Raw genomic sequence first — 22855 nt, 5'->3', positions numbered from 1 at the left:
ATGATCTTATTTTTAGTTCATGATGCAAAATTAGAACAATTGTTCTAATTTTGCATCATGAATACCAAAGAAAAAATTATTGTGGGTGCGTTGAAGCTTTACAATCGTGATGGTATACGTACGGTAACAACGCGTCAAATTGCTCAGGAACTAAATATAAGTGCCGGTAATCTTCATTATCATTTTAAACATACCGAGGATATTATTTTTCAACTTTTCCAATTATTGCAAAACGAGTATGAAAAGATGATTTCGAAACCTGAAGATGATGCAGGCACATTTCGCCAGGTGCTGGATAGTTTTATTGATGGCTCTTATACGCTAATATCGAAATACAGGTTTATTTTTGAGAATTTTGTCGAAATTTGCAAATGGATCCCCAGTATTGCAGAGGCTTACAGGAATTTGGTGGCACAGCGTGAAGAGCAGCTGGTCTCTCTATTTTTGTATTACGCTGAGTTAGGCATGTTTCGTTCTGATATACCTTTGGTAAATTTACAGGGGTTCGTGCGCCAACTTTTTATCATTTCAGATTTTTGGAGCTCAAGCTATGCTGTTTTGGGTGCACACCGAAATGGAAATCCACTGGAAGATTATAAACAGACGATTCACACGGCCTTTTATCCATATCTTATTTAAAGGAACGGGGCAAATTGGATCGATCCTTGAATTATTGTTCTTTCCTTAACGTGAAAATGGTAACCTCGGGTCGAGCGTTGAATCTGATGGGGATGCTGTGGCCCAGTCCGCGGTTGATATACAATGTTCTGTCTCCGCTTATTTTCTTGATTCCTTGATCGTAGTTTTTGTTTTTGACGGGAATAATCGGGGAGCCCCAAAAAGGAATTCTTACTTGGCCAGCATGCGTGTGTCCTGCCAGTATCCAGCCATTGTATGCATTCCAGCCGTCGAGGTCTGCGGCATCCGGATTGTGACATAAAACTAAACTGGCTTGAGATTGATCATATTCTTTCATGGCCTTTACAAGGTCAAAGTTCGTTCCCCAAAAGTCATCTATACCGAATATTCTTAATCCTTGGGTTATTACGCTTTCATTTCTCAATACTTTTATTGAATACCCATTGAGTAGGCTAACGATTGAATCTGCCGCTGCACTGTCCTGAAAATTCTTTCCATAGTCATGATTTCCTAGAATTGCCAATGTTTGAAGTTTGCCTTTTGGGGCATCTTGCATGACTTCATCGAGTTCTTCTAAGGGAATTTTATTATGGACAAGACGTACAAAGTCGCCGGTGTATACCATGATATCGGGCTTTAATGCCGCGATTTCCTGAAAGGTTCTTTTTATAAAATCTTTATCCACGTAGTTGCCAATATGGATGTCCGAGATTTGGATCAATGACTTTCCTTGCAATGCTTGTGGTAAATGTTTTACAGTTAGATTGATCTGCTCATATTTTACCCAATGTGGCTCGATTTTCCAGCTGTAAAAACCGAGCAATGCACCCATTATGAATAAATAAATTGTTATATGCTTTAATTTTCGCTTATTTTTCATAGCGCTAAATTAACTTTTCCAGTCAGATTTACTAATCTTCATATTGAGGCTTTTCCAGGTTTCGTTGCCAATTGTTACTTCCGAAATAATATTTTCGTTAATTCGAAAACCTACGGCTTCATAACATCGGATTGCATTGTGATTCCAGTCATAAACGTTTAAATCGGCTATTTCATAATTGCCTTCAGTAAAAAGCAGCTTGAGTAGTTCATTTACCGTGCTTCTGCCATAACCTTTATTTCGTTCGGAACTTTTTGCAATTAGGATGCGGCAAAGTCTTGGAATGTCCCGTTCGAAGCTTAATTCGCAGTGGCCGATAATTTCTTTGGTTGCTGTGTCGATTATTTTAAAGGCGTTTCGCTTTGGGTCTTGAATGTATTTTTCAAGTTGGTAATCGGTAAGCGGAAACGAAAAATACGGTCCTGCGAACTGTAATAGTTCCTCTGCTGATCGAATCCATGACTTAAAAAGCGGGAAATCTGATTTTTCGAATTGAAGTAGTGTTATCATGATTATTGTCTAGTTGCCGTTCTGAAGGTAAATCAATTTAGAAAATTCTCGAGCCCTATCCTAAAGAAATTACTGAATTTTACGAAATTCGTGTGAAATATATTAAAAGAGTATTATGCCGCAGCTTGTTTTAGATACAATTATAGAAGCTCCTTTATCGGTTGTTTTTGACTTGGCACGTAGTATTGATCTGCATATGTATTCGACAAAGAAAACTGGGGAGAAGGCAATTGATGGGGTCACGACAGGGTTAATCGAGGCAGGTCAGCATGTGCGCTGGCGTGCAAGGCATCTTGGAGTAAAGCAAACATTAACTGTACAGATAACAGCGATGGAAAAACCTCATTTTTTCGAAGATCGAATGACTCAGGGGGTGTTTCATTCGATGGATCACCAGCATATTTTCAAGGAACTGGAACATGGTAAAGTATTAATGCGCGATGTGTTTAATTTTAAGGCTCCTCTCGGAGTTCTGGGAAGGCTTGTAGAATGGCTATTTTTAACCCGATACATGTTGCGCTTTCTTGAAGAAAGAAACCAGGTGATCAAAGAAGTTGCTGAGTCGGGTAAATACCTGTTGTATCTTCCAGTCTAGTTTCCTTCGGGAATAAGCGATAGGTTGTAGGTGTCGACTGTTGGTTTTCGCGAGAAGCATAGGGGTTAATTTTTCAACTGTATCACATTTAGCAGTTCAATGAACGATGATATGGGGATGCTCCGCTTTTTCGCTGAATTATCTGAAAACTCGTATGTGTTTAATGGTTTCTAGCGACAACAACTATCGCTGGATTTTCCTTCCGAAGCTGCTCCTGTAAGAAATCAAAAGCTCCTTTCTGATTCATGGTTGTCTGATAGATTTTGTTGAATTCATTATAGAAATAGACGCGATAGCTGTTGGGCCCTCGGTAGCTTCTGATGATTTTTGTTTCAATGCGATGGATTTGACTAATTGGGATCTGTTTGTTTCCAATAAATGGGAAAAATAAAATTTCATTTTCACAAAAAAGATAAGGGGCAATAGCTGAAAAGATGCGGACCAGTCGTCTGCTATATTGTTGGTAGATGTAAAGATCATAGTCGTTTAGTTGCCGCAGTGCATGGATGAATTTTTGGTTTTTAATATAAGCCATCCAACACAACAGGCCGAACGCAAAGCCTAGATAAACGAAAAGAAAGGATAGGGTAGGGAGTGATTTGTAAAAAAACGACAGCCTGTCTTCACTGTCCGACCATTTCTGAAAAAAAGCCACCAGAAAAAATCCGTAACAAAAAACGAATATCGCGAGGAAGATACCAATGATCACATTGCGGGTTTTCCTGATCTTTATAAGTTCGGTTTTTAAAAATGATCTCAATACAGAGGGGGTGTTACTCATGGTTTGTTGGGAAAACTTAAATATAATAAAAGCGTTTGTTTTGTTCTGTGTGAATTTGATTTTAATGGATTTGGGTAGTTTTAGTTGTAATGTTTTACTTAAGGTTATTCTGTTTATTTAGTTGTATTAAATATTCTTATTGATTTATCTTGTTGTTTTTTGACGCTGTTGGGTATACCGAAAGGGTTGTCTAACTCATCACATTTCAGTGCTGGTCCGATGCTGTGAAGGTTGTTTTAAGCTCGTTTTTGCATCTCTTTTTCTTGAGTGACCGTAAGGTGCTTTACTCGGAGAAGATGTCTTAAATCGATTAAAAGAGGGCTAGAATTAAGTCGGGTGATTTGGATGGTTGGTCTCGGTCGCCACAGATCGATTCAGGTGGGAGTTGTGTGTCTATGTAGCGGACAAGTTTTTTATATCATCCTATAGTTTTGCTGAAAGGTTGTTATTATTCGTTTTAAGCGACTTTGTGTAAATTGTGGGCAAAGCAATGATTATGTAGGGATATTGTCTTAGATCGATTCAAAAGGGTGTTAAATCGTGTGTTTGCTTACTCGTAATGAAGTGGTCTTTACAAATGGACTTGCTTGAGGGGCGAAACGTTTCGCATGATGTTGGGAGAAGCGCTAAAAAAATATAGTAACGTCTATGTGCTCGCTCTACTACATGGATGCTCTTTTCGTAGGTAATCATCGTTAATGGCGGGAACTGTGACCTCGAACTGTACAATACACATGAAGAATTTAAAGATTATGGTCTCCTGTTTTTTTTGTATCCGGCACTGGAGGGAATGCCCACTTTGGCGCTATCCATGATTAGCAGAAAGGGTATGGATAAAATTTTATCCATACCCTTTCTGCTATAAAAACCAAGCTTTTTAAACAGTTTTACATGTCTTTTATTTGTTTATATAAAATCTGTAATATGTTGTTGTTTAAATATTAATTTTATTTTTTTTTAGTTTTATATTAAAAGCTGAAAAATTGCATGAAAATGGTGTTATAGTCAGAAAATGATCCGTTTTTTTTGGGTTTAACCCAAAGGAAAGACGTCAAAAAAGGAGCATTGTTGCCTTGGTATAGGCTGACAAAAAGCCTATTTCCTTGTTTTATGGAGCGGATTAAATAAAAAGTGAGGGTTACTTTCAGGGAGTTATATCGAGTTTGGTGGCGGCGTTATAACAAGTTTAGAAATGGTCTTGGGTCATTCTATTTCGCGTAATTTCAATGATTTGAATAATGGAATAGCAGGACGCTTAAATGCGATATGTTTTAATGTTTTATAATTTTTATATTGCTTTTAATCAGCTGTGTTATGTGGATTATGTGAATGTGTAGTTTTGTACGAAAAAATGCGAATTTTACATCTTCCGAATTATTTTCAAAACGGTACTCAATAGAAAAAATGAAGGAAAAAGCGGAAGATTTAGCCTGTTAATCCAAGGAATTACCCGTGGTTTTATCAGGGTCGATATGGCTTTTCGTTAACAGGATTTTCCCTTTAATCAGGTCATCATTGAATTGGCCGACCGTTGTTTTTTGAAGCATTTCCGAGAGGTTGTTGCGTATGCTTTTGAACTCGTGATGCAAGGGACAGGGATATTGTTCGGAGCAGAATTCAAGCCCCATGCCGCAGCCGACAAATAGACTTTCACCGTCGATCGCTTTGACGACTTCGGATAGTGGAGTGGACATGTCTTCCCTATCGAGGTAAAATCCACCACCAGGTCCCTTCATGGATCGAATGATACCTGCACGGCTTAGATTCTGTAATATCTTGCCTAGAAAAGCTTCCGGAGAATGGATACTCTCTGCTATTTCTTTTATGCTCACGCGTTTATTTTCTTGGGAGCTTTGTGCGATAAAAAAAACTGCCCGTAGTCCATATTCACATGTTTTAGAAAAAATACCCATAACCTTTTTGCTTTTTGCAAATGTACAAAATCAAAAATAGCCATCCGCCAATGATTAAAAATTAGGGATGACTATTTGATGAAGTGGGGTAGTGCAATTAATTTAGTTGCAAAGATGCTGGACCAAATTCTTCGAAATGAATGTTCTCAGCGTTGACACCCTGATTCGTTAAATATTGGAAGTGCTTTTTGATAAATCCTGATGGGCCACAGAGGTAATAGTTTGCCTCCTGTGGAAGATGCGAAGCATCTATTTTAGCGAGATCAACCCAACCCACAAGGACGTCGGCATCCGCATCCTGAGCTTCGTCATAGAAAGAAAAACTAGTTATGTTTTGATGCTGATTTTCCAATGTTTTTAATCTTTCTTTAAACGCATGTAAATCAGGGTTACGGCAACCGTGGATCCAAGTTATTGGTTTATCTTCTTTCTTGTCAGCTAAATGCTCTAACATGGCAATTAATGGGGTCTGACCAACTCCACCACTAATAAATACATTTGGTTTTTCACTTTCTATAAGTTGAAAGGAACCTGTAGGTGCTGTGAGCTCCAGTTGTTTTCCAACTTCAAAGTATTGATGTATATAATTACTCACCATACCCTCAGGTTTTCCTTCCGTAGCTTCTCTTTTTACCGAAATCCGAAGGTACTCTCCATTGCTCGCATCGGAAAGACTATATTGTCTTGGTTGATACAGGTGTAATTCGGGAAGAAATACACGTACACTTACATACTGGCCTGCCTCATGTTTTGGAAGTTTTCCTTGATCTGTTGGCTTGAGATAAATAGACTGAATCTCGGCGGTCTCAGATACCACTTTTACAATGGTGAATGGCTTCCAGCCCGTCCATCCGCCCTCGTTCTGGATCATTTGATCATACATATCCTTTTCGACTCCGATCATCAGATCTGCTAATTGAAAATAGGCAACTTTCCAGGCTTCAATCAGTTCTTCTGTTGCAGCTTCCCCCAATACTTCTTGAATGGAGGCCAATAGATGCCTGCCAACAATCTGATAATGCTCCGGACGAATATTGAGGCTACTGTGTTTTTGTCCAATATGTTTCACTGCAGAAAGAAGGACTGCGGGATTCTCGATATGCTCCGCATAGGCTAACACAGCTGTAGCCAACGCCGTTTGTTGTCGCGCATTTTGTTGGTTTCCCATATTGAAGATATGTTTAAGCTCAGGATTGTGGGCAAACATACGTTTATAAAAATAACTAGTCAGCGCTACACCATGTTCTTTTAAAATCGGTACAGTGCCTTTGATTAACTCTTTTTGTGCTTCAGTAATCATAATAAAATATTTAAATACCTTTTTATCTTTTATTTGATCGGAATAAAAAACAAAAAAATCCACCTCGGCTACGAGGAATTTTGTAAACCTTGATAGGGTTCATTTGCAAGTGACTATCGGGTACAAAAATAGAAATTTATAATAAAAGACAAAAATATCTTTTATTATTTTTTACCTGTTGTTTGGTCATCACCTGATCGATTGAAAAAGTATTATTATGATCAGCTCTGGCTATTCTCAAGTTTTTAGCGCTGGCTATTCCCAGGTTTTGAGGTTTTTAGGATAAAATGTCCATTCAGGGGTTTTTATAATATCCTGGTCTATATCGTACCAAGGACTAAGCGTGCTGTTGTTCCAATTGTTTAAAATTTGTATTTCTTGGGCTGGCATGTAACTTTGCGCGAGCAGCACGATTATTTTTCCAGTACTGTCCTTGGCTAGATCAACTACAATGATTGCATGGCCAATGGGTGATCCTTTCTGGATAAAAGTATCTCCAATCTTAACTTCCTGAGTCGTTTTTACGCTGGACAGCTCATCGTGTAGCGAAGCTGTATTGGCATAGGCAAACACATATTCCAGGTATTTCCAATAGGTTGGGTAGGAGTAGTCTCCTTTTGCATAGTTTGTATATGCGCGGGGTTTGCTGTCGGAAAGGAAGTTGAATTTGATATCCTTATACCGCTTTTGTTGGTATAAGTAATCTGCCCTGAGCCGCATTACAGCATCGGCGCATTGGTGTAAATCGCGCTTTCCTATGTCTAGCTTCACAACACTATTGTAGATGTTATTTCTAGGTTTAATTTTTCCGTTATAATAATGTACCTCCTGGTCGATGGGGTATAATGGAAGATTTTCGAGAAAATTTCCAAATTCTTCGACCCGGTAGGTAGGCCTTTTAAAGCCTTCTGGTAACAAAATGCGCGATTTGATCGTCATCCCATCGGGGTTGATAAACTGGTTCCCGTCAGGTGCTATTGACTCAGTAGTTGCCGGATTCAAAGTTTTGTTATTGGGTGCAGCAACATTTGGCTGCCCACATCCACTGAAAACCTGACACGAGAGGAGTGGAATGAGTACATATATTGATCTCATATAAAAGTTTCTGAGCTAGTGTATTGCGTTTCATCGAATATACTTAAATTTAGATATAATTCGAAGTGTGAATCATTTGAAAAAATTAAGAAATTTTTAAGCTATTCATCAACTTTTTGGATCATTTTCTGATGTAGCTTAGCCGAAGTTAATAAGAATACGATTATGTCAGGAAAACAGATTTTTCAGACGTCAAGCAAAAAGCGCTGGTACGCTTTTTCATGGATGAGCAGAGCATTGGTGATAGGTTTGATCATTGGTGTTATCTGTGTGGTTTATACATTGGGAAAGATTCAGATTCCTCCTTTTCCAACAATTAATACCAACACAGCATTGACTGAAAAGTCCACCGCCAGATTAAAAAAATCCAAACAATTTAAGGAGTTTACCATTGTAAAATCCGAATTGGAGAAGATTAAACGTGACCGGGAGCTGAAGCATTTGAAACATATTGGTACCAAAGATAGAATCAATATGGGGTTTTATGTCAGTTCTTGGTCTAATGAAGTTCGTGAGCAGTCTTTATCGGATCTACGCCGCAATATTGGTCATTTGGATATGGTTGCTATGGAATCCTTTTTTACTGTGCCTAATCAAGATACAGTAGTGGATAAAGCAGATACTGCTGCGCTTAAGGTCATTCATCAATATAAGCGCAAAGCTATCGCACAGATTTCCAATTTCAGTGGTAACGATTTTGACGGGCAGACTGTAAAGGCTATTTTACTTAATCCGGATAAACAACAGCGTTTTATAGACGATATCCTTCTTAAAGTGAAGCGCAATGGCTTTGCTGGCATAAATATTGACTTTGAGAATTTACAGTTGGATGACCACAAGGCGCTTAATGATTTTATGGCCCACATCTATACGGTATTTCATACAGAAGGCCTACTTGTCACGCAGGATATTTCACCTGAAAATGATGATTACGATCCCATTGCCTTACAAAAGTACAACGATTACATCATACTTATGGCTTATGATCAGCATTCCATTGAAAGTAATGCCGGCGCCATTTCACATCAGGCATGGGTCGAAAAAAATCTCGATGAACTTTGCAATAAGATCGATGCAGACAAGGTGATTCTGGCTTTGGCCTGTTATGGATATGATTGGCCAAAAGGCAGTGTCGGCAAGACATTGACATATGATAATGCTGTTATTTTGGCGCATAATTACAATGCTAAGATTACTTTTGATCCCGAATCTGCAAATCTCAACTTTAGCTATAAAGATGGGACAGGGATGTATCATGATGTCTATTTTACAGACGCTGCAACCTATTTTAATCTTATCCGCAAAGCAGATGACTGGGGGCTAGCTGGTATTGCACTTTGGCGTTTAGGAAGTGAAGACTCCCGTTTATGGTCATTTATTTCAAGATCATTGGACCGAGAAAATCTGAAAAAAGAACCTTTTGACTTTGGAAAGATAAGCCAGATCAATGTCGGGGGTATTCAATATATTGGGGATGGGGAAATTTTGGACTTGGTCAATAGTCCCGCTCCGGGGGAAGTGAAATTCACTTACGACCCATCAACGCTTATGGTTCAGAATCAGGAGTATGTAAAGACGCCAAGTAATTATGTCATCAAACGCTTTGGAGAAAGAGATAATACTGTGGTCCTGACCTTTGACGACGGTCCCGATCCTACGTATACACCACAAGTATTGGATATATTAAAAAAGGAACATGTTCCCGGAGCTTTCTTTCTTGTTGGTGTTATGGCTGAGAAAAATATGGATCTGGTTCGGAGAGAATATCAAGAAGGACATGAACTCGGTAACCATACCTTTTTTCATCCTGATATGTCTACAATAGGCCCGAATCGCGTTAAGTTTGAACTGAATGCCACCCGAAAGATCATTGAATGCATAACCGGTCATAGTACAATTCTTTTCCGGGCCCCTTTTAATGCCGATGCCGAGCCACAGACTGTTGCCGAAATTCTGCCTGTTGCTCAGAGCCGGAAAGAGAACTACATCAATATCGGCGAGTATATTGATCCCAACGACTGGTTACCTGGTCGTACGGCAGATGAAATCTATAATGAAGTCATAAAACAACGCGATAATGGAAACATTATTCTATTACATGATGCCGGAGGCAATCGAGAAGCGACTATAGCGGCCTTGCCGCGTATTATTCACTATTTTAAATCTCATGGTTATAAATTTGCGACGATTGGAGATTTAATGGGGAAAAAACGTGATGAACTGATGCCTCCTGTGGAAAATGCTTCCGATTCGGGATTTAGTGGATCTTCCAACCGCTTGTTCTTAGGAACATTGTTTTACGGTAACATCTTCCTTAACTTGGTTTTTTCCGTTGCAATTGTATTGGCAATTTTTAGAACAACAATGATTGCTTATCTGGCAATCCGACAAAAACAAAAAAGTAAAAAAGAGCGATCTCAATTGGTTGTGGAACCTCGGGAAAAAGTAAGTGTGATCATTCCTGCCTATAATGAGGAAATAACAGTGTTGGCAACGATAAAAAGCCTATTGAATTTGGATTACCCCAATTATGAATTGATTTTTGTTGATGATGGATCAAAAGACAAGACTTTTGAGATTGTCAGTAAGGTGTATGGCGATCATCCTAAAGTAAGGTTATTTACAAAACCAAATGGGGGCAAGGCTTCTGCGCTTAACTATGGTATCCAACAATCCGAAGCACAGTTTGTGCTTTGTATCGATGCCGATACACAACTGAAAACAGATGCATTAAAACAGTTGATGAAATATTTCAATAAACCTCAGGTCGCCGCTGTTGCGGGTAGTGTTAAAGTGGGAAATGTGCATAATATATTGACACATTGGCAATCGATCGAATATATCACCTCACAGAATATGGATCGGAGAGCGTTCGATTTGCTCAATATGATATCAGTCGTACCAGGAGCAATTGGGGCCTTTCGTAGATCTGTTATTTTGGAAGTGGGCGGATTTACTACGGATACGTTAGCGGAAGATTGTGATTTAACCATGCGTATATTAAGAGCGGGTTATACCGTGCGAGATTCATCTGAAGCAATCGCGTATACGGAAGCACCGGATACGGTCAAAATGCTCTTCAAGCAACGTTTCCGTTGGAGTTTTGGTGTGTTGCAGAGTTTTTGGAAAAATAAACAGACCTTGTTGAATCCCAAATATGGCTATTTTGGTATGGTCGGAATGCCTAATATTCTGATTTTTCAGATTATACTTCCTTTATTTGCTCCTTTGGCCGATATTTTTATGTTATTCTCTCTAGTGAGTGGTCTTTTCTCCTTAAGCGAGGTAAATGGTATCAGCTGGACGGGAATTGCAGGATTATTTTCACTGCATAACGGTTTTGGTCAAGTGATGTTTTATTACTTCCTTTTTGTATTCGTGGATATGTTCTTTGCAGGTATTGCCTTTAAAATGGAAGGCGAGAAACTTAGCAATTTAATTTATTTGTTTCCGCAGCGTTTTTTCTGGCGTCAACTGATGTACTTCGTTTTATTCAAGTCTGTCAGAAAAGCCATTAAAGGTGAATTGAATACCTGGGGTACCTTGAAACGTACAGGCGGAGTGAAAGAGGTAACAATAAGTGAATAAGAAGCCGGTAACAACAAGTGAATAAAAAGCAGACACGTGCATGAGCTGAACGATAGCGATCTGATGTAGTTCCTTCATCGGATCCTACACGAGGATCACTATCGCCAGCCCGCCAAAAAATTATACCGAGATTTTTAATTGACCTTGAGAATAGCTACTTTCAATAAAAATAGCGACCAAATGAAGATACTTTCCGCTCAGCAGATAAACAGGATTGATAGTGAAACCCTAAAGGATCAAAAAATCAGTAGTCTAGACCTGATGGAACGAGCTGCAACAGTTGTTTTTGAGGAAATTAAAAAGCTTCATCCCCGATTGGAGCACAGTACCTTTTTCATCTTCTGCGGTAAAGGAAACAACGGCGGCGATGGCTTGGTGCTGGCTCGTCTGTTGGATCAACAGCAGGCTCAAGTCAAGGTTTATTTAATGGATGTAGCGGATTACTCCGCTGATAATCTTGCCAATCAAAAGCGTTTGCCCAATCATATGATTCAAAAAATTGCAGCGGAAGACCAGATTGATATCCCTTCCGATGCAATCGTACTGGATTGCTTGTTTGGTTATGGATTAAAGCGTGTATTAACAGCTGAGTGGAACGGTATAATTTCTAGTATAAATGGATGTGGTGCAAGGATCTATTCCGTCGATATGCCTTCTGGACTACTGGCAGATAAAAAGACTGCTGCAGATGTTCCAATTGTAAAGGCAGATTTGGTTTATACCTTTCAGTTTCCCAAGATGGCCTTGCTGCTGCCCGAAAACCAATGGTATGTAAAAGACTTCAAGGTATTGGATATCGATCTTAGCCAACGAGCAATTGAAGCGGCAGAAACCAATCTTTTTTATGTCGACGAGCCGCTTGTCAGGTCCTTTTATCGACAACGAAGGAAATTTGATCATAAGGGAACATTTGGTCATACCCTTATTATTGGCGGAAGTAAAGGTAAAATGGGGGCCGTTCAGCTTGCGTTAAAAGCGGCTCTTCGAGCGGGCTGCGGTTTAGCTTCCGCTTATGTACCTGACGGTGGTAATACCATCTTACAGACCGCTGTGCCCGAAGCGATGGTGTTGACTGATCCTGAACAAGATTTTATTAGCCAATTCCCGGTAATCGATGGCCATCAGTCTGTGGGTATCGGAATCGGCATGGGAACAGCGCTGCATACAATTGATGCGCTAAAGGTATTTATAACCCGTGTTAATGATACTCCTTTGGTATTAGATGCTGATGCTTTAAATATTCTTGCCCGCGAATCGGATCTTTGGGCTTTTGTTCCAGCCCATAGTATATTGACTCCCCATCCCAAAGAACTTAGCCGGATATTGGGTGCTTGGCAAGATGATTCCGAAAAGATTGAGAAAGTGAAAGTTTTTGCGCGTAAACATCAGTTTTACGTGCTAATAAAAGGGGCTAATAGTGCTATGGTTATGCCTGATGGGATGGTGTACTTCAATAGTACGGGCAATGTTGGGATGGCAACAGGAGGCAGTGGTGATATACTGACAGGGATTATTACTTCCTTGCTTGGACAGGGCTATTCTTCTAAAGACGCTTTAATTATGGGGGTATATATCCATGGGCGCGCGGCAGATATTGCAGTGAAGACGATCGGCACCTATTCCTTATTACCTTCGGATACCATTAATCATCTTTCCGACGCATTTATGTCTTTAGAAAAAGGATTATGATAGATTGGTACATTGAACAAGTTTTTGCCGCCCGGACCTGGAAACTTCGAAAAGAGGTTTTCGCTCCGGAAGGTAAGTTGGCCGAGGTGATGTTGGAGGGCGATTTTGAAGCGACGCATTTTGCGGCTTACGATGGAAACGACGTGGTAGGCGTGCTGAGCCTGATTAGTTCAGGTGATACTTATACAATCCATTTCCTCGCTGTTGCTCCACATGTAAGGCTGAAAGGTGTAGGCACAGCATTATTGAAGCATGCGGAACTATTTATCCATACATTTGCTGGTCAATATCTTCTTGCAAATGTGGCCGGCGATCAGCAACATTTTTGGACAAGTAATGGATTTGTTCTTCTAAAACAACATGAAGCCACCGTCACCTATTCATTATCTTTCACAAATGATTCTGTAAGTTAACTGTAAGTGGGAAGATAGATCGTTTTCTTATAAATGTGCCCCATGTTATCCCTTGTGACCTGTGTTATCCCTACAGATTTTCAGTATAGTTGATCCGATCCGCTTCGGTAATGTTACGTATCACCCGGCAAGGATTGCCTGCAGCTACGACATCCGCTGGTATATCTTTTGTGACGACCGATCCAGAACCAATGACCGAATTTTTTCCGATTCGCACGCCGGGGTTGACGACAACATGTCCACCGATCCATACATTATCTTCGATAACGATCGGCAACGCAAATTCCCAACCTTGATTTCTTGCTTCAAAATGTAGGGGATGACCAGCTGTAAAGAGACTTACATTGGGCCCAAATAATACATTGTCACCTATGGTAACCGGCGCGCCGTCTAAAATCGTACAATTATAGTTGCTGTAAAAGTTCTCACCAATAGCAATATTATAACCATAATCGCAACGAAAAGGAGGTTCGAGAAAGAATCGAGTTCCCGTCGCTTTAAACAGTTTTTGAATGATCTGTTTTCTGAATTTCAGTTGTTTAGGCTCCGAATCGTTAAATCGCTTCAGTTCTTCTTTTGCGTATTGTCTTTCCTTAAATAATTGCCCCTCCGAATCGATATAGGGAAGTCCGGCAATCATTTTTTCCTTTGCTGATTTCATTCAATGCCCGTTTTTCTGTAACAAACTTAGATAAATTGATGTTTAAATGCAATAATAATCTACGCGTTGTGAATCTAGATTATTGAGCGCTCTTATTTCAGATAATCAAGCCCCTGCTTTCTATTAAGCATAACTAATGGATACCCTGTTTTCCATCAAATTGCCCTGTTTCCAACAAATGGACAGCTTTTCAGCGCCAGGTTTTATAGCAACGTACTGATCTGCACAAAGTATCAAAAACCTTTCTCCGATTTAATTCATACAGTTGTGACAAACAATTTTCGTTCGAAACGCATTTAGATAGTGGAGCACACGATGCTATTGCCTTTGTCCGGGCTATATTCAAAAAATATTATTCCAATGAAGATTGCTTATATAAGTACCTACTTGCCCAAAGAATGTGGGATTGCCACTTTTACATCAGATTTGTTGCATGCTGTAGCACTGCATAATCAGGAACTGACGCAACATGTTTTTGCGGTCGCGGATCGGGACTATGTTTATCCCAGTGAGGTCGTGTTTAAAATAGATCAGCATCGTCAATTGTCCTATATTGAAGCCGCAAATTATATTAATGAAAACGGGTACGATTGCGTCATACTCGAACATGAATATGGCATTTTTGGCGGCAATAGCGGCATATATATCTTATCATTGATTAATGCATTACACATTCCGCTACTCGTTAATTTTCACACCATTCTTGAAAAACCAAATGTTGATGAAAAGGCCATTCTTATTGAAATTGTAAAACGTGCTTCCATTGTAATCGTCATGAGCAATTATGCAATTACATTACTCAAATCGATTTATCGGGTCAATACTTCTAAAGTTAGGCTGATACACCACGGTGTGCCGGAGTTTACTTTAGATCATGAGCTTGCCAAGCTTAAAAAAGGATTTTCCGGGAAGAAAGTCTTATTGACCTTCGGTTTTTTGGGGCGAAACAAAGGAATTGAAATGGTGATTGAATCCCTCCCTGAGGTCGTCAAAGATGAACCGGATCTGTTGTACCTCGTTGTCGGTAAAACGCATCCCAATGTATTGGCACATTCCGGCGAGGAATATCGGGAATACCTGGGTAGTCTTGTGGAAACCTATCAGTTGCAGGAACATGTGCAATTTATTAATTCCTTTGTTAGTCAAGCCGATCTTGTGGAGTATCTATGTGCCTGCGATGTTTATGTTACACCTTATATTAATGAGGCGCAAATTACAAGTGGAACATTGTCTTACGCCATCGGTGCCGGAGCTGCGGTGGTGTCCACTCCTTATTGGCACGCCAAAGAATTGCTCGCTGATGGAAGGGGAGTGCTCGTCGAATTTAAAAATTCAGCTAAGATGGCCGAGGTGCTCAAAAATCTGTTTTTAAATTTGGACTATCGCACAACACTAAGAGACAATGCCCGTATATTTGGTAAAGAGATGACCTGGAAAAATATAGGCCTCCGGTACACACGAATTTTAGATAAAATTATTCCTACCTACGATAGACTCAAAGAAAATGTCGGATTTAGTAAAGAGGAAATGCCCAAATTCAGCTGGAAGCATATCGACAGACTGACCAATCAGGTCGGTATCTTACAGCATGCAACTTATTCGCTACCGAACTACAAAGAGGGCTATTGTCTGGACGATAATGCAAGAGCACTTTTAGTTACTTTATTGGCGCAGCAAGATTTTGCTGACAAAAGGCTTGATCGTCGCATCTCGACCTACTTGAGTTATATCTATTATCATCAGCGCGAAGATGGGCTTTTTCACAATTTTATGAATTTCCAACATAGTTTCCTCGATGAGGTCGGTTCGGAGGACTCCTTTGGACGGACGATATGGGCATTGGGCGTACTTCTTCGGGAGACAAAATTGACAAGCTATTATCAATTGGGGCATGAACTGTTTTTTAGGGCCGTTCCAAATTTTGGTCAGTTGCGTTCCAACCGGGCGATAGCTTATACTGTACTGGGAATTGCGGAATATTTGCATCATCAATCCAATGACGAGGTGATGATAGAGTTAATGCGGGCCCTTATCGGCAAGCTGGTACGGGAATACGAGGCAAGCTCAGATGAAAACTGGCAATGGTTTGAAGCGGTATTGAGTTATGATAACGCAATTTTGCCCTATGCGCTATTGACGGCCTATCCTTTTTTGAACGATGAAACAATAAAACAGTTGGGATTATCGACTTTAAAGTTTCTCGAAAGTATGACTGTCCAGAATGGTGCGCTTTCATTGGTCGGAAATCAGGAGTGGGCCAAGCAAGGGAAGCATATCAGCAAGTTTGGTCAGCAGCCACTTGATGTCACGGCAATGGTATTTATGTATCGTGAAGCTTTTCGATTGACCAATAAAAAGGCCTATTTTACCCGTATGATTGCTTCTTTCCGCTGGTTTTTAGGAGAGAATGATCTTCGGCTCGGTTTGTATGATGAGGAAACTAAAGGTTGCTGTGATGGCCTCGAATCCTATGGCATCAATAGAAACCAAGGGGCGGAGAGTACCCTTTGTTTCTATTTGGCTTATATCGTAGTTTACCGTGCTTTTATTGATAACGATCAGGATTCAAGATAGCGAGCAATAAATCTTCGAGCTTGATGGTCGCATAGGTTGATGCATAATCGGACATCGCATAAGGTAAAATGAGGTGTTCGTTGTGTACTATCGCTCCGCAGGAATAAATGACGTTTGGTACATAGCCTTCTCGCTCTTCGTCATTGGGCGTCATCAATGGGCTATGTAGGCGTCCAATTTCCACATGCGGGTTGTCCAAGTCCAAAAGAGCTGCGCCTAGGACATATTCACGCATTGGTCCAACGGCATGGGTTAAAATCAGCCAGCCGTATTGCGTTTCTATCGGCGACCCGCAATTACCGATCTGAACAAATTCATACGGATATTCTGGCTGTTGAATCCGTATTGCCGTTTCCTGCCATATATTGATATTATTGGAGTAGGCGATGTAGTTGTTCTCACCATCAATGCGGCAGAGCATGGCATAACGTCCATTTATTTTACGTGGAAATAGTGCCGCCCCCTTGTTGGCAATTTCACCATAAATAGGTTTTACTTTAAAATGGTAAAAATCTTTTGTGGTGAGTAATTTCGGGAGGATGCTGAATCCATCGTAAGCGGTGTATGTTGCATAGTACGTGCTCTCACCTCTTTCGTTTTTGAACTGAACGAAACGCGCATCTTCAATTCCTCTTTTTTCGGTATCGGCAATCGGAAATATCACACGTTCTGAAATGGAAGTATCCAGGGAGAAAGTCATTTCATAATGCGACGAAGCGAGCCAGAGCGCCTGTTGTAGAAATGTCACATTTTCCAGGTTTTCGTCACTATCGCGCCGTACTTCATCGATGTACCGTTTGAGTTCCTCGTAGGTAAATGTCTCCGTTAGCTTGGCTTCCAGTTTGGACTTAACTTCCGTTGGCTCGGCATGCAACTCATTCATTTTCTTTAAGAATGACTCCTTGTGATAACGGTGATTTTTGACTTGCATAGGTTTATCCAATAAACTGCCGACATAATCGATATGTATATTGTTGTCAACATCCAATGTTCCTGATCGAAAAACGATCGAAGAAACATGGCCTTCTCCGGTTGCCCTGAAACTCAAAATAACGCGTTTTTCACCCCTGAATAATTCTGTCTGGTCCGGATGTTCTATAATGGAGGGATTAAACAATGCCGCCGATTCAATCGAATATTCCATCGTGAAATAGGATCCGATCAGTAGCTTGTCAATTTGGCTCAGTTTCTCTTTTGGAAATGGAATCTTTTCCAATAAGTGGCTTATGCGGTCAAAATTACGTTCAAAAATATGGACTATACTACGGTGTCTTTTTGTATAGCTTCGGAGTACCTGGCCAAAGACTTCCTTTCGTTCCGATTCATTCAGGGATAAGATACGTTTGATAACTTTTATCGTGCGGTCATCTCCCAGCGAAAAAAAACGTGCTAGCACTCTCTTTTTATCAGGTTTAAAATAAATATCCTTCCGTTCAACTTGTACTGGTCTATGCATAATGATATGTTCATGTTTATACCCTGTATTAGAACGAACAGTGATTGGCTTTTGTTTTTATTCTAAGCCAATAATCACCGGATATCTAATAAAAATGGAGTAACTTTGACCAAGGAAAAAATTTAGATATGATTGAAAATAATTTAGAACCAAAAGCAATTTGGAAAAATTTCTCTGCATTGAATGCGGTCCCGAGAGCTTCTAAAAAAGAAGAGCGTGTGATTGCCTTTATGGTAGACTTTGGTAAATCCTTGGGTTTAGAAACAAGCGTTGATGAGATTGGCAACGTGCTCATCAAAAAATCTGCTACTCCGGGAATGGAGGACCGTAAAACGATTGTATTGCAGTCGCATTTGGATATGGTGCACCAAAAAAATAACGATACTGTTTTTGACTTCGATAATGAAGGTATTAAAATGTATGTTGATGGTGATTGGGTAAAAGCAGAAGGCACCACTTTGGGTGCAGATAATGGTCTTGGTGTTGCGACAATCATGTCGATTTTGGAATCATCCATTATTGAACACCCTGCCATTGAAGCTTTGTTTACGATTGATGAAGAGACAGGCATGACGGGAGCTTTAGGTTTAAAAGGCGGTGTGCTTTCGGGTGAAATCCTGTTGAATCTGGATACAGAGAATGATACTGAAATTGATATAGGATGTGCTGGTGGGATTGATGTGACGGCAACGCAGTCCTACGTTGCAGAGCCTTGTCCTTTTGATACGTTATCTTTTGAAATTACAGTAAAAGGACTACATGGAGGGCATTCTGGTATGGACATTCATAAAGGTTTTGCCAATGCCAATAAAATAATGAACCGTTTGCTATTTGGCGCCAATGCACATTATGGATTGCGTATTGCTTCTTTGTTGGGCGGAAGTCTACGTAATGCAATTCCGAGAGAAAGTGTTGCAAAGGTGGTTATCAGTAAGGATAAAGCAACTGACTTTGTTCAGAATTTGACGCAATTGGCTCAGGATATTAAACTGGAATTTGCAACGACAGAACCGGTTATGGAAATTGTCGTGAAGCAAACTGATGCTGCTTATGCAACAGTAGTTCCAGTAAACGTGCAGGAAAACCTGATCAACAGCGTTTATGCGGCCTTAAATGGTGTTTATCGTGTGAGCGCCGATTTTGAGGACTTGGTAGAAACCTCCAATAATATTGCTAAAGTAGAAGTAGGCGGGGAAAAGGTTTCCATCAAATGTCTAACCAGATCTTCTGTTGAAACGTCTAAATTTGATTTAGCTCAATCTTTACAAGCTGCATTTGAACTGGGTGGTTTTACCGTCGGTTTTTCGGGCAATTATCCAGGATGGGCACCTAATCCGAATTCTGAGATTTTAGAAGTGCTCAAATCAATTTATACGAGACAACATGGTGAAGCTCCAGAAGTCGTGGCCTGCCATGCCGGACTTGAGTGCGGTATCTTGGGAACAAACTATCCCGAAATGGATATGATTTCTTTTGGACCAACAATCTTAGGTGCTCATTCGCCTGCAGAGCGTGTCTCCATTTCTTCGGTGCAGAAGTTTTGGAGTTTTGTGCTCGAAATTCTCAAAGAGATCCCTAAAAAATAAATTTTCAACAAGGGCCTATTGCTGGTTTTTTTTGACGATAGGATATGAAAGCAAAAAGAAATAGGTCACGGAAACAGAAAGGTATGGTGTAAGCCATACCTTTTTTATTTTCATTAATTTTTCATTTTCCTTGCAAAAAATGAAAAATAACCTTACTTTCAGGATGAAAAAATGATTTAATAGACCAAATTTTATACAAGCTCTCAAATTGAGGGAAAACCTAATAGTGATATAATGACTATAATCCTCATTGTAATCAGCATTTGTTTGCTTATCCTTTGCATAACTTATTTTAAGATCAATGCCTTTCTTGCTTTTTTAGTTGTTTCCTTACTCAGTGGACTTTGTTTGGGTATTCCACCGGCACAGTTGGTGGAGACAGTTGAAAAAGGTGTTGCAGGCGTTATGGGAAGCCTAACTTTGATCATTGTTTTGGGCGCAATGTTGGGGAAAATTGTAGCTGAAAGTGGGGCCGCCGAGATTATTGCTGAGCAAATGGTCCGTCTGATGGGAGAGCGATACCTTCAGTGGGGGCTTATGTTGACGGGTTTTATCGTTGGAATACCGCTATTTTATGGAATCGGATTTGTCTTATTAGTTCCCTTGATATTTTCTATTTCCTACCGCTATAAGTTGCCGGCAGTATATATCGGATTACCGATGCTGGCAGCCCTGTCTGTAACACATGGCTTTATTCCGCCGCATCCTTCCCCGGTTGCATTAGTTGCCCTGTTCAACGCTGATATGGGACTGACACTTATCTATGGTCTTTTGATCGCCATACCTGCTATTATTTTGGGTGGGCCAATTTTTGGAAGAAGCCTCAAAAATATACGGGCAAGTCAGGAATCAATTTTTAGCGAGAAAGATCGTTCGGAGTTAGCGCAGTATCCGCGCCCGACAGTGGGAGTAAGTTTGGCTGTTGCCTTGCTGCCGGTATTGCTCATTGTCTTATTTACATTGCTTCCTTATTGCTATCATACAACCAATATAGCGTTGCAGCAGGGAGTTAAGTTTATCGGTAACCCTACCGTTGTTATGGTTATTGCGGTCGGTGTAGCAACCTATTTATTAGGATTGAAATTGGGACGATCGATGGCCAATGTGATGACAATCTATGAGTCTGCGGTGAAAGATATTGCCATGATTCTATTGATTATTGCTGGATCGGGAATCTTTAAACAAGTTATGGAGGACAGTGGAGTCAGTCTGTTATTGGCCAATACCCTGCAACAGCTCACCATTTCACCTTTACTGTTGGCTTGGTTAATTACAGCTGTTATCAGAGGTTGTGTCGGCTCGGCCACAGTAGCCGCCTTGACAGCCGCTGGTGTTCTGTTACCTATTGTTACAGGGGGAAAAGCGGACCCTAACCTTATGGTATTGGCGATAGGAGCCGGCAGTCTGATGTTCTCCCATGTCAATGATGCCGGATTTTGGCTTTTTAAAGAGTACTTTGGCCTTAGCGTAAAGGATACGTTATTTTCCTGGTCGATCATGGAGGCGATTGTTTCCATTGTTGGACTCCTAGCTGTTTTACTATTGCAATTAATTTTATATTAGCTATTATTTTAAACTTTAAAATCGTTAAAGATGTACAACGCAGACGAACAATTCGAAAAATTAGGTTTGACATTACCTCCAGCACCGGCACCTAAAGGTGTCTATAAACCATACGTCATTGACGGCAAGTATCTGTATCTTTCTGGTCATGGTCCCGTACAAGATGATGCTGCATTAATTATCGGTCGCATTGGAAGTGATATTAGTCCTGAAGAAGGCAAACTTGCAGCGAGACAAGTTGGCCTAACCATGTTATCGACCATTAAAACCAATTTGGGCTCATTGAACAAAATCAAGCGTGTGATCAAGGTATTGGGTATGGTCAACTGTACCTCGGATTTTCTTTATCATCCAGGTGTAATTAACGGCTGTAGTGAACTATTCGCTGCGGTTTGGGGAGAAGAGAATGGTATCGGAACACGTAGTGCCGTTGGATTTGGTTCTTTGCCCGATAATATTCCCGTAGAAATCGAAGCATTATTTGAGTTATACTAATCGAAATTATATGGAAACTTGGTGCCATATACATGATGTCGATCAGGTCGATTCGCCAGCCTTGCTGGTCTATCCTGATCGCATTGTCAAGAACATAGACCGCGCTTTACATATTGTGCATGGGCGGGCTGATCGATTGCGGCCGCATATCAAAACGAACAAGTGTCGGGAAGTATGCCAACTGATGATGGATAAGGGGATTACAAAGTTTAAGTGTGCAACCATTGCAGAAGCTGAACTATTGGGTGTTATCGGCGCAAAAGATGTTTTGCTGGCATACCAGCCCGTAGGGCCAAAGATAGATCGTTTTTTGAATCTTGTAACCGCCTTTCCGGAGACACATTTTGCCTGTCTTGTGGATCATGTCGATGCAGCACAGGAGATTTCAAAGCGGAGTCTGTCGAAAGGCTTACGCAGCGCTGTTTATCTCGATGTTAATATTGGCATGGGCCGTACAGGAGTAGCTTTAGAAGGGATTGAGCGTCTCGTTATGGATATCCATCTTTTGGAAGGTATTCAGTTGGTAGGTGTGCATGGTTATGACGGTCATATTCATGACAAAGATTATAAACTTCGCGAAAAGCAATCCCAACATTCATATGGTATACTCGAGACCGCCTACCTTATGGCGCAGGTGTCTACTTCTAAACCTTTGACTAAAGTTATTGGCGGTTCGCCAAGTTTCCCTTTTCATGCCGAACGCAGCGATGTAGAATGCAGTCCCGGAACGTTTGTGTTTTGGGATTTCGGCTATGCCGAAAATTACACAGAACAGGATTTTATGCTTGCGGCGGTACTTTTGACGCGTGTCGTTTCTATCGTTGATCACAAGCACCTTTGTTTGGACCTGGGGTATAAATCAGTTGCATGTGAATCGCCGCAACCCCGCGTCAAGTTTTTCGATCCCCGTATTGGCGAAATAAAAATGCAGAGTGAAGAACATTTGGTCGTTGAGGTAACAGATAGTGCCCAGTTTAACTTAGGCGATGCGCTGTATGCCGTGCCACGACATATCTGTCCGACAGTAGCTTGTTATGGCGAGCTTCAAGTTGTCAATGAACGGCAGGCAGATCAAATTTGGACTGTTTATGCGCGAAATAAAAAAATAAATTATTGA

The 22855-nt window shown here is 40.5% G+C and carries 18 protein-coding genes; 10 read left to right on the top strand and 8 right to left on the bottom strand.

The genetic code is table 11. The annotated features are described in order from the left end of the window. Positions 1-57 precede the first annotated feature (57 nt). On the top strand, positions 58-639 hold the full coding sequence (locus ACHWSC_RS03180) for a TetR/AcrR family transcriptional regulator (RefSeq protein ID WP_394675764.1): 582 nt from the start codon (positions 58-60) through the stop codon (positions 637-639). 31 nt (positions 640-670) lie between these two features. Here the strand turns inward: ACHWSC_RS03180 and ACHWSC_RS03175 are convergent, their stop codons facing one another. Together ACHWSC_RS03175 and ACHWSC_RS03170 are read right to left on the bottom strand one after the other, a co-directional pair. Then, entirely contained in the window at positions 671-1471 is an 801-nt protein-coding gene (locus ACHWSC_RS03175; protein WP_394675763.1) for a metallophosphoesterase, read from the bottom strand. 57 nt (positions 1472-1528) lie between these two features. After that, positions 1529-2029, bottom strand: a complete 501-nt coding sequence (locus tag ACHWSC_RS03170; protein ID WP_394675762.1) for a GNAT family N-acetyltransferase — start codon at positions 2027-2029, stop codon at positions 1529-1531. A gap of 115 nt (positions 2030-2144) precedes the next feature. On the opposite strand from ACHWSC_RS03170, the gene ACHWSC_RS03165 reads away from it, so the two are divergent. Next, entirely contained in the window at positions 2145-2624 is a 480-nt protein-coding gene (locus ACHWSC_RS03165) for a cell division protein (protein ID WP_394675761.1), read from the top strand. A 160-nt stretch (positions 2625-2784) separates the two neighbouring features. Here the strand turns inward: ACHWSC_RS03165 and ACHWSC_RS03160 are convergent, their stop codons facing one another. The 4 genes from ACHWSC_RS03160 to ACHWSC_RS03145 all read right to left on the bottom strand — a co-directional run bounded on the left by ACHWSC_RS03160 (position 2785) and on the right by ACHWSC_RS03145 (position 7713). Continuing rightward, positions 2785-3405 carry a hypothetical protein gene (locus ACHWSC_RS03160; RefSeq protein WP_394675760.1) on the bottom strand — a complete coding sequence of 207 codons (621 nt, stop codon included), beginning with the start codon at positions 3403-3405 and terminating at the stop codon, positions 2785-2787. Between the two features lie 1433 nt (positions 3406-4838). After that, positions 4839-5318 (bottom strand): RrF2 family transcriptional regulator, encoded by a 480-nt coding sequence (locus ACHWSC_RS03155; RefSeq protein WP_394675759.1) that lies wholly within the window; start codon positions 5316-5318, stop codon positions 4839-4841. A gap of 97 nt (positions 5319-5415) precedes the next feature. After that, positions 5416-6618 carry an NO-inducible flavohemoprotein gene (hmpA, locus tag ACHWSC_RS03150; protein WP_394675758.1) on the bottom strand — a complete coding sequence of 401 codons (1203 nt, stop codon included), beginning with the start codon at positions 6616-6618 and terminating at the stop codon, positions 5416-5418. Between the two features lie 255 nt (positions 6619-6873). Beyond that, a complete protein-coding gene (locus ACHWSC_RS03145) occupies positions 6874-7713 on the bottom strand; it encodes a DUF4846 domain-containing protein (RefSeq protein ID WP_394675757.1) in 840 nt (279 codons plus the stop codon). Positions 7714-7878: 165 nt separating this feature from the next. Here ACHWSC_RS03145 and ACHWSC_RS03140 point away from each other — a divergent pair, with 165 nt between their 5' ends. The 3 genes from ACHWSC_RS03140 (at position 7879) to ACHWSC_RS03130 (ending at position 13403) form a co-directional block, all read left to right on the top strand. Next, positions 7879-11301 carry a glycosyltransferase gene (locus tag ACHWSC_RS03140; protein ID WP_394675756.1) on the top strand — a complete coding sequence of 1141 codons (3423 nt, stop codon included), beginning with the start codon at positions 7879-7881 and terminating at the stop codon, positions 11299-11301. Between the two features lie 180 nt (positions 11302-11481). Then, the gene (locus tag ACHWSC_RS03135) at positions 11482-12990 is read left to right on the top strand and encodes an NAD(P)H-hydrate dehydratase (protein WP_394675755.1); all 1509 of its coding nucleotides are present in this window, start codon (positions 11482-11484) and stop codon (positions 12988-12990) included. Next, positions 12987-13403, top strand: a complete 417-nt coding sequence (locus ACHWSC_RS03130; RefSeq protein WP_394675754.1) for a GNAT family N-acetyltransferase — start codon at positions 12987-12989, stop codon at positions 13401-13403. The genes ACHWSC_RS03135 and ACHWSC_RS03130 overlap by 4 nt, the downstream gene beginning before the upstream one ends. 70 nt (positions 13404-13473) lie before the next feature. Here ACHWSC_RS03130 and ACHWSC_RS03125 read toward each other — a convergent pair whose 3' ends face one another. Further along, on the bottom strand, positions 13474-14064 hold the full coding sequence (locus tag ACHWSC_RS03125) for a sugar O-acetyltransferase (RefSeq protein ID WP_088162152.1): 591 nt from the start codon (positions 14062-14064) through the stop codon (positions 13474-13476). Positions 14065-14424: 360 nt separating this feature from the next. Here ACHWSC_RS03125 and ACHWSC_RS03120 point away from each other — a divergent pair, with 360 nt between their 5' ends. Further along, complete coding sequence (locus ACHWSC_RS03120) at positions 14425-16638, top strand: glycosyltransferase family 4 protein (protein ID WP_394675753.1); 2214 nt, start codon at positions 14425-14427, stop codon at positions 16636-16638. Here ACHWSC_RS03120 and ACHWSC_RS03115 read toward each other — a convergent pair. After that, positions 16610-18094: a glycoside hydrolase family 130 protein gene (locus ACHWSC_RS03115; protein ID WP_394675752.1), complete on the bottom strand. Its 1485-nt coding sequence runs from the start codon at positions 18092-18094 to the stop codon at positions 16610-16612. The genes ACHWSC_RS03120 and ACHWSC_RS03115 overlap by 29 nt on opposite strands. A 128-nt stretch (positions 18095-18222) precedes the next feature. Here ACHWSC_RS03115 and ACHWSC_RS03110 point away from each other — a divergent pair, with 128 nt between their 5' ends. From ACHWSC_RS03110 to ACHWSC_RS03095, 4 genes are all read left to right on the top strand, one after another. After that, positions 18223-19680, top strand: a complete 1458-nt coding sequence (locus ACHWSC_RS03110) for an aminoacyl-histidine dipeptidase (RefSeq protein WP_394675751.1) — start codon at positions 18223-18225, stop codon at positions 19678-19680. Between the two features lie 234 nt (positions 19681-19914). Then, a complete protein-coding gene (locus ACHWSC_RS03105) occupies positions 19915-21243 on the top strand; it encodes a gluconate:H+ symporter (RefSeq protein ID WP_394675750.1) in 1329 nt (442 codons plus the stop codon). A gap of 30 nt (positions 21244-21273) precedes the next feature. Then, the gene (locus tag ACHWSC_RS03100) at positions 21274-21738 is read left to right on the top strand and encodes a RidA family protein (protein WP_075993294.1); all 465 of its coding nucleotides are present in this window, start codon (positions 21274-21276) and stop codon (positions 21736-21738) included. 10 nt (positions 21739-21748) lie between these two features. After that, positions 21749-22855, top strand: coding sequence for a D-TA family PLP-dependent enzyme (locus ACHWSC_RS03095; RefSeq protein WP_394675749.1), 1107 nt, complete (start codon positions 21749-21751; stop codon positions 22853-22855).

This window comes from uncultured Sphingobacterium sp. (assembly GCF_964277905.1).
Taxonomy (GTDB): Bacteria; Bacteroidota; Bacteroidia; order Sphingobacteriales; family Sphingobacteriaceae; genus Sphingobacterium; species Sphingobacterium siyangense.
Note: the sequence above shows the minus strand (reverse complement) of the source record. Positions and strands in the feature narration are given on the sequence as shown.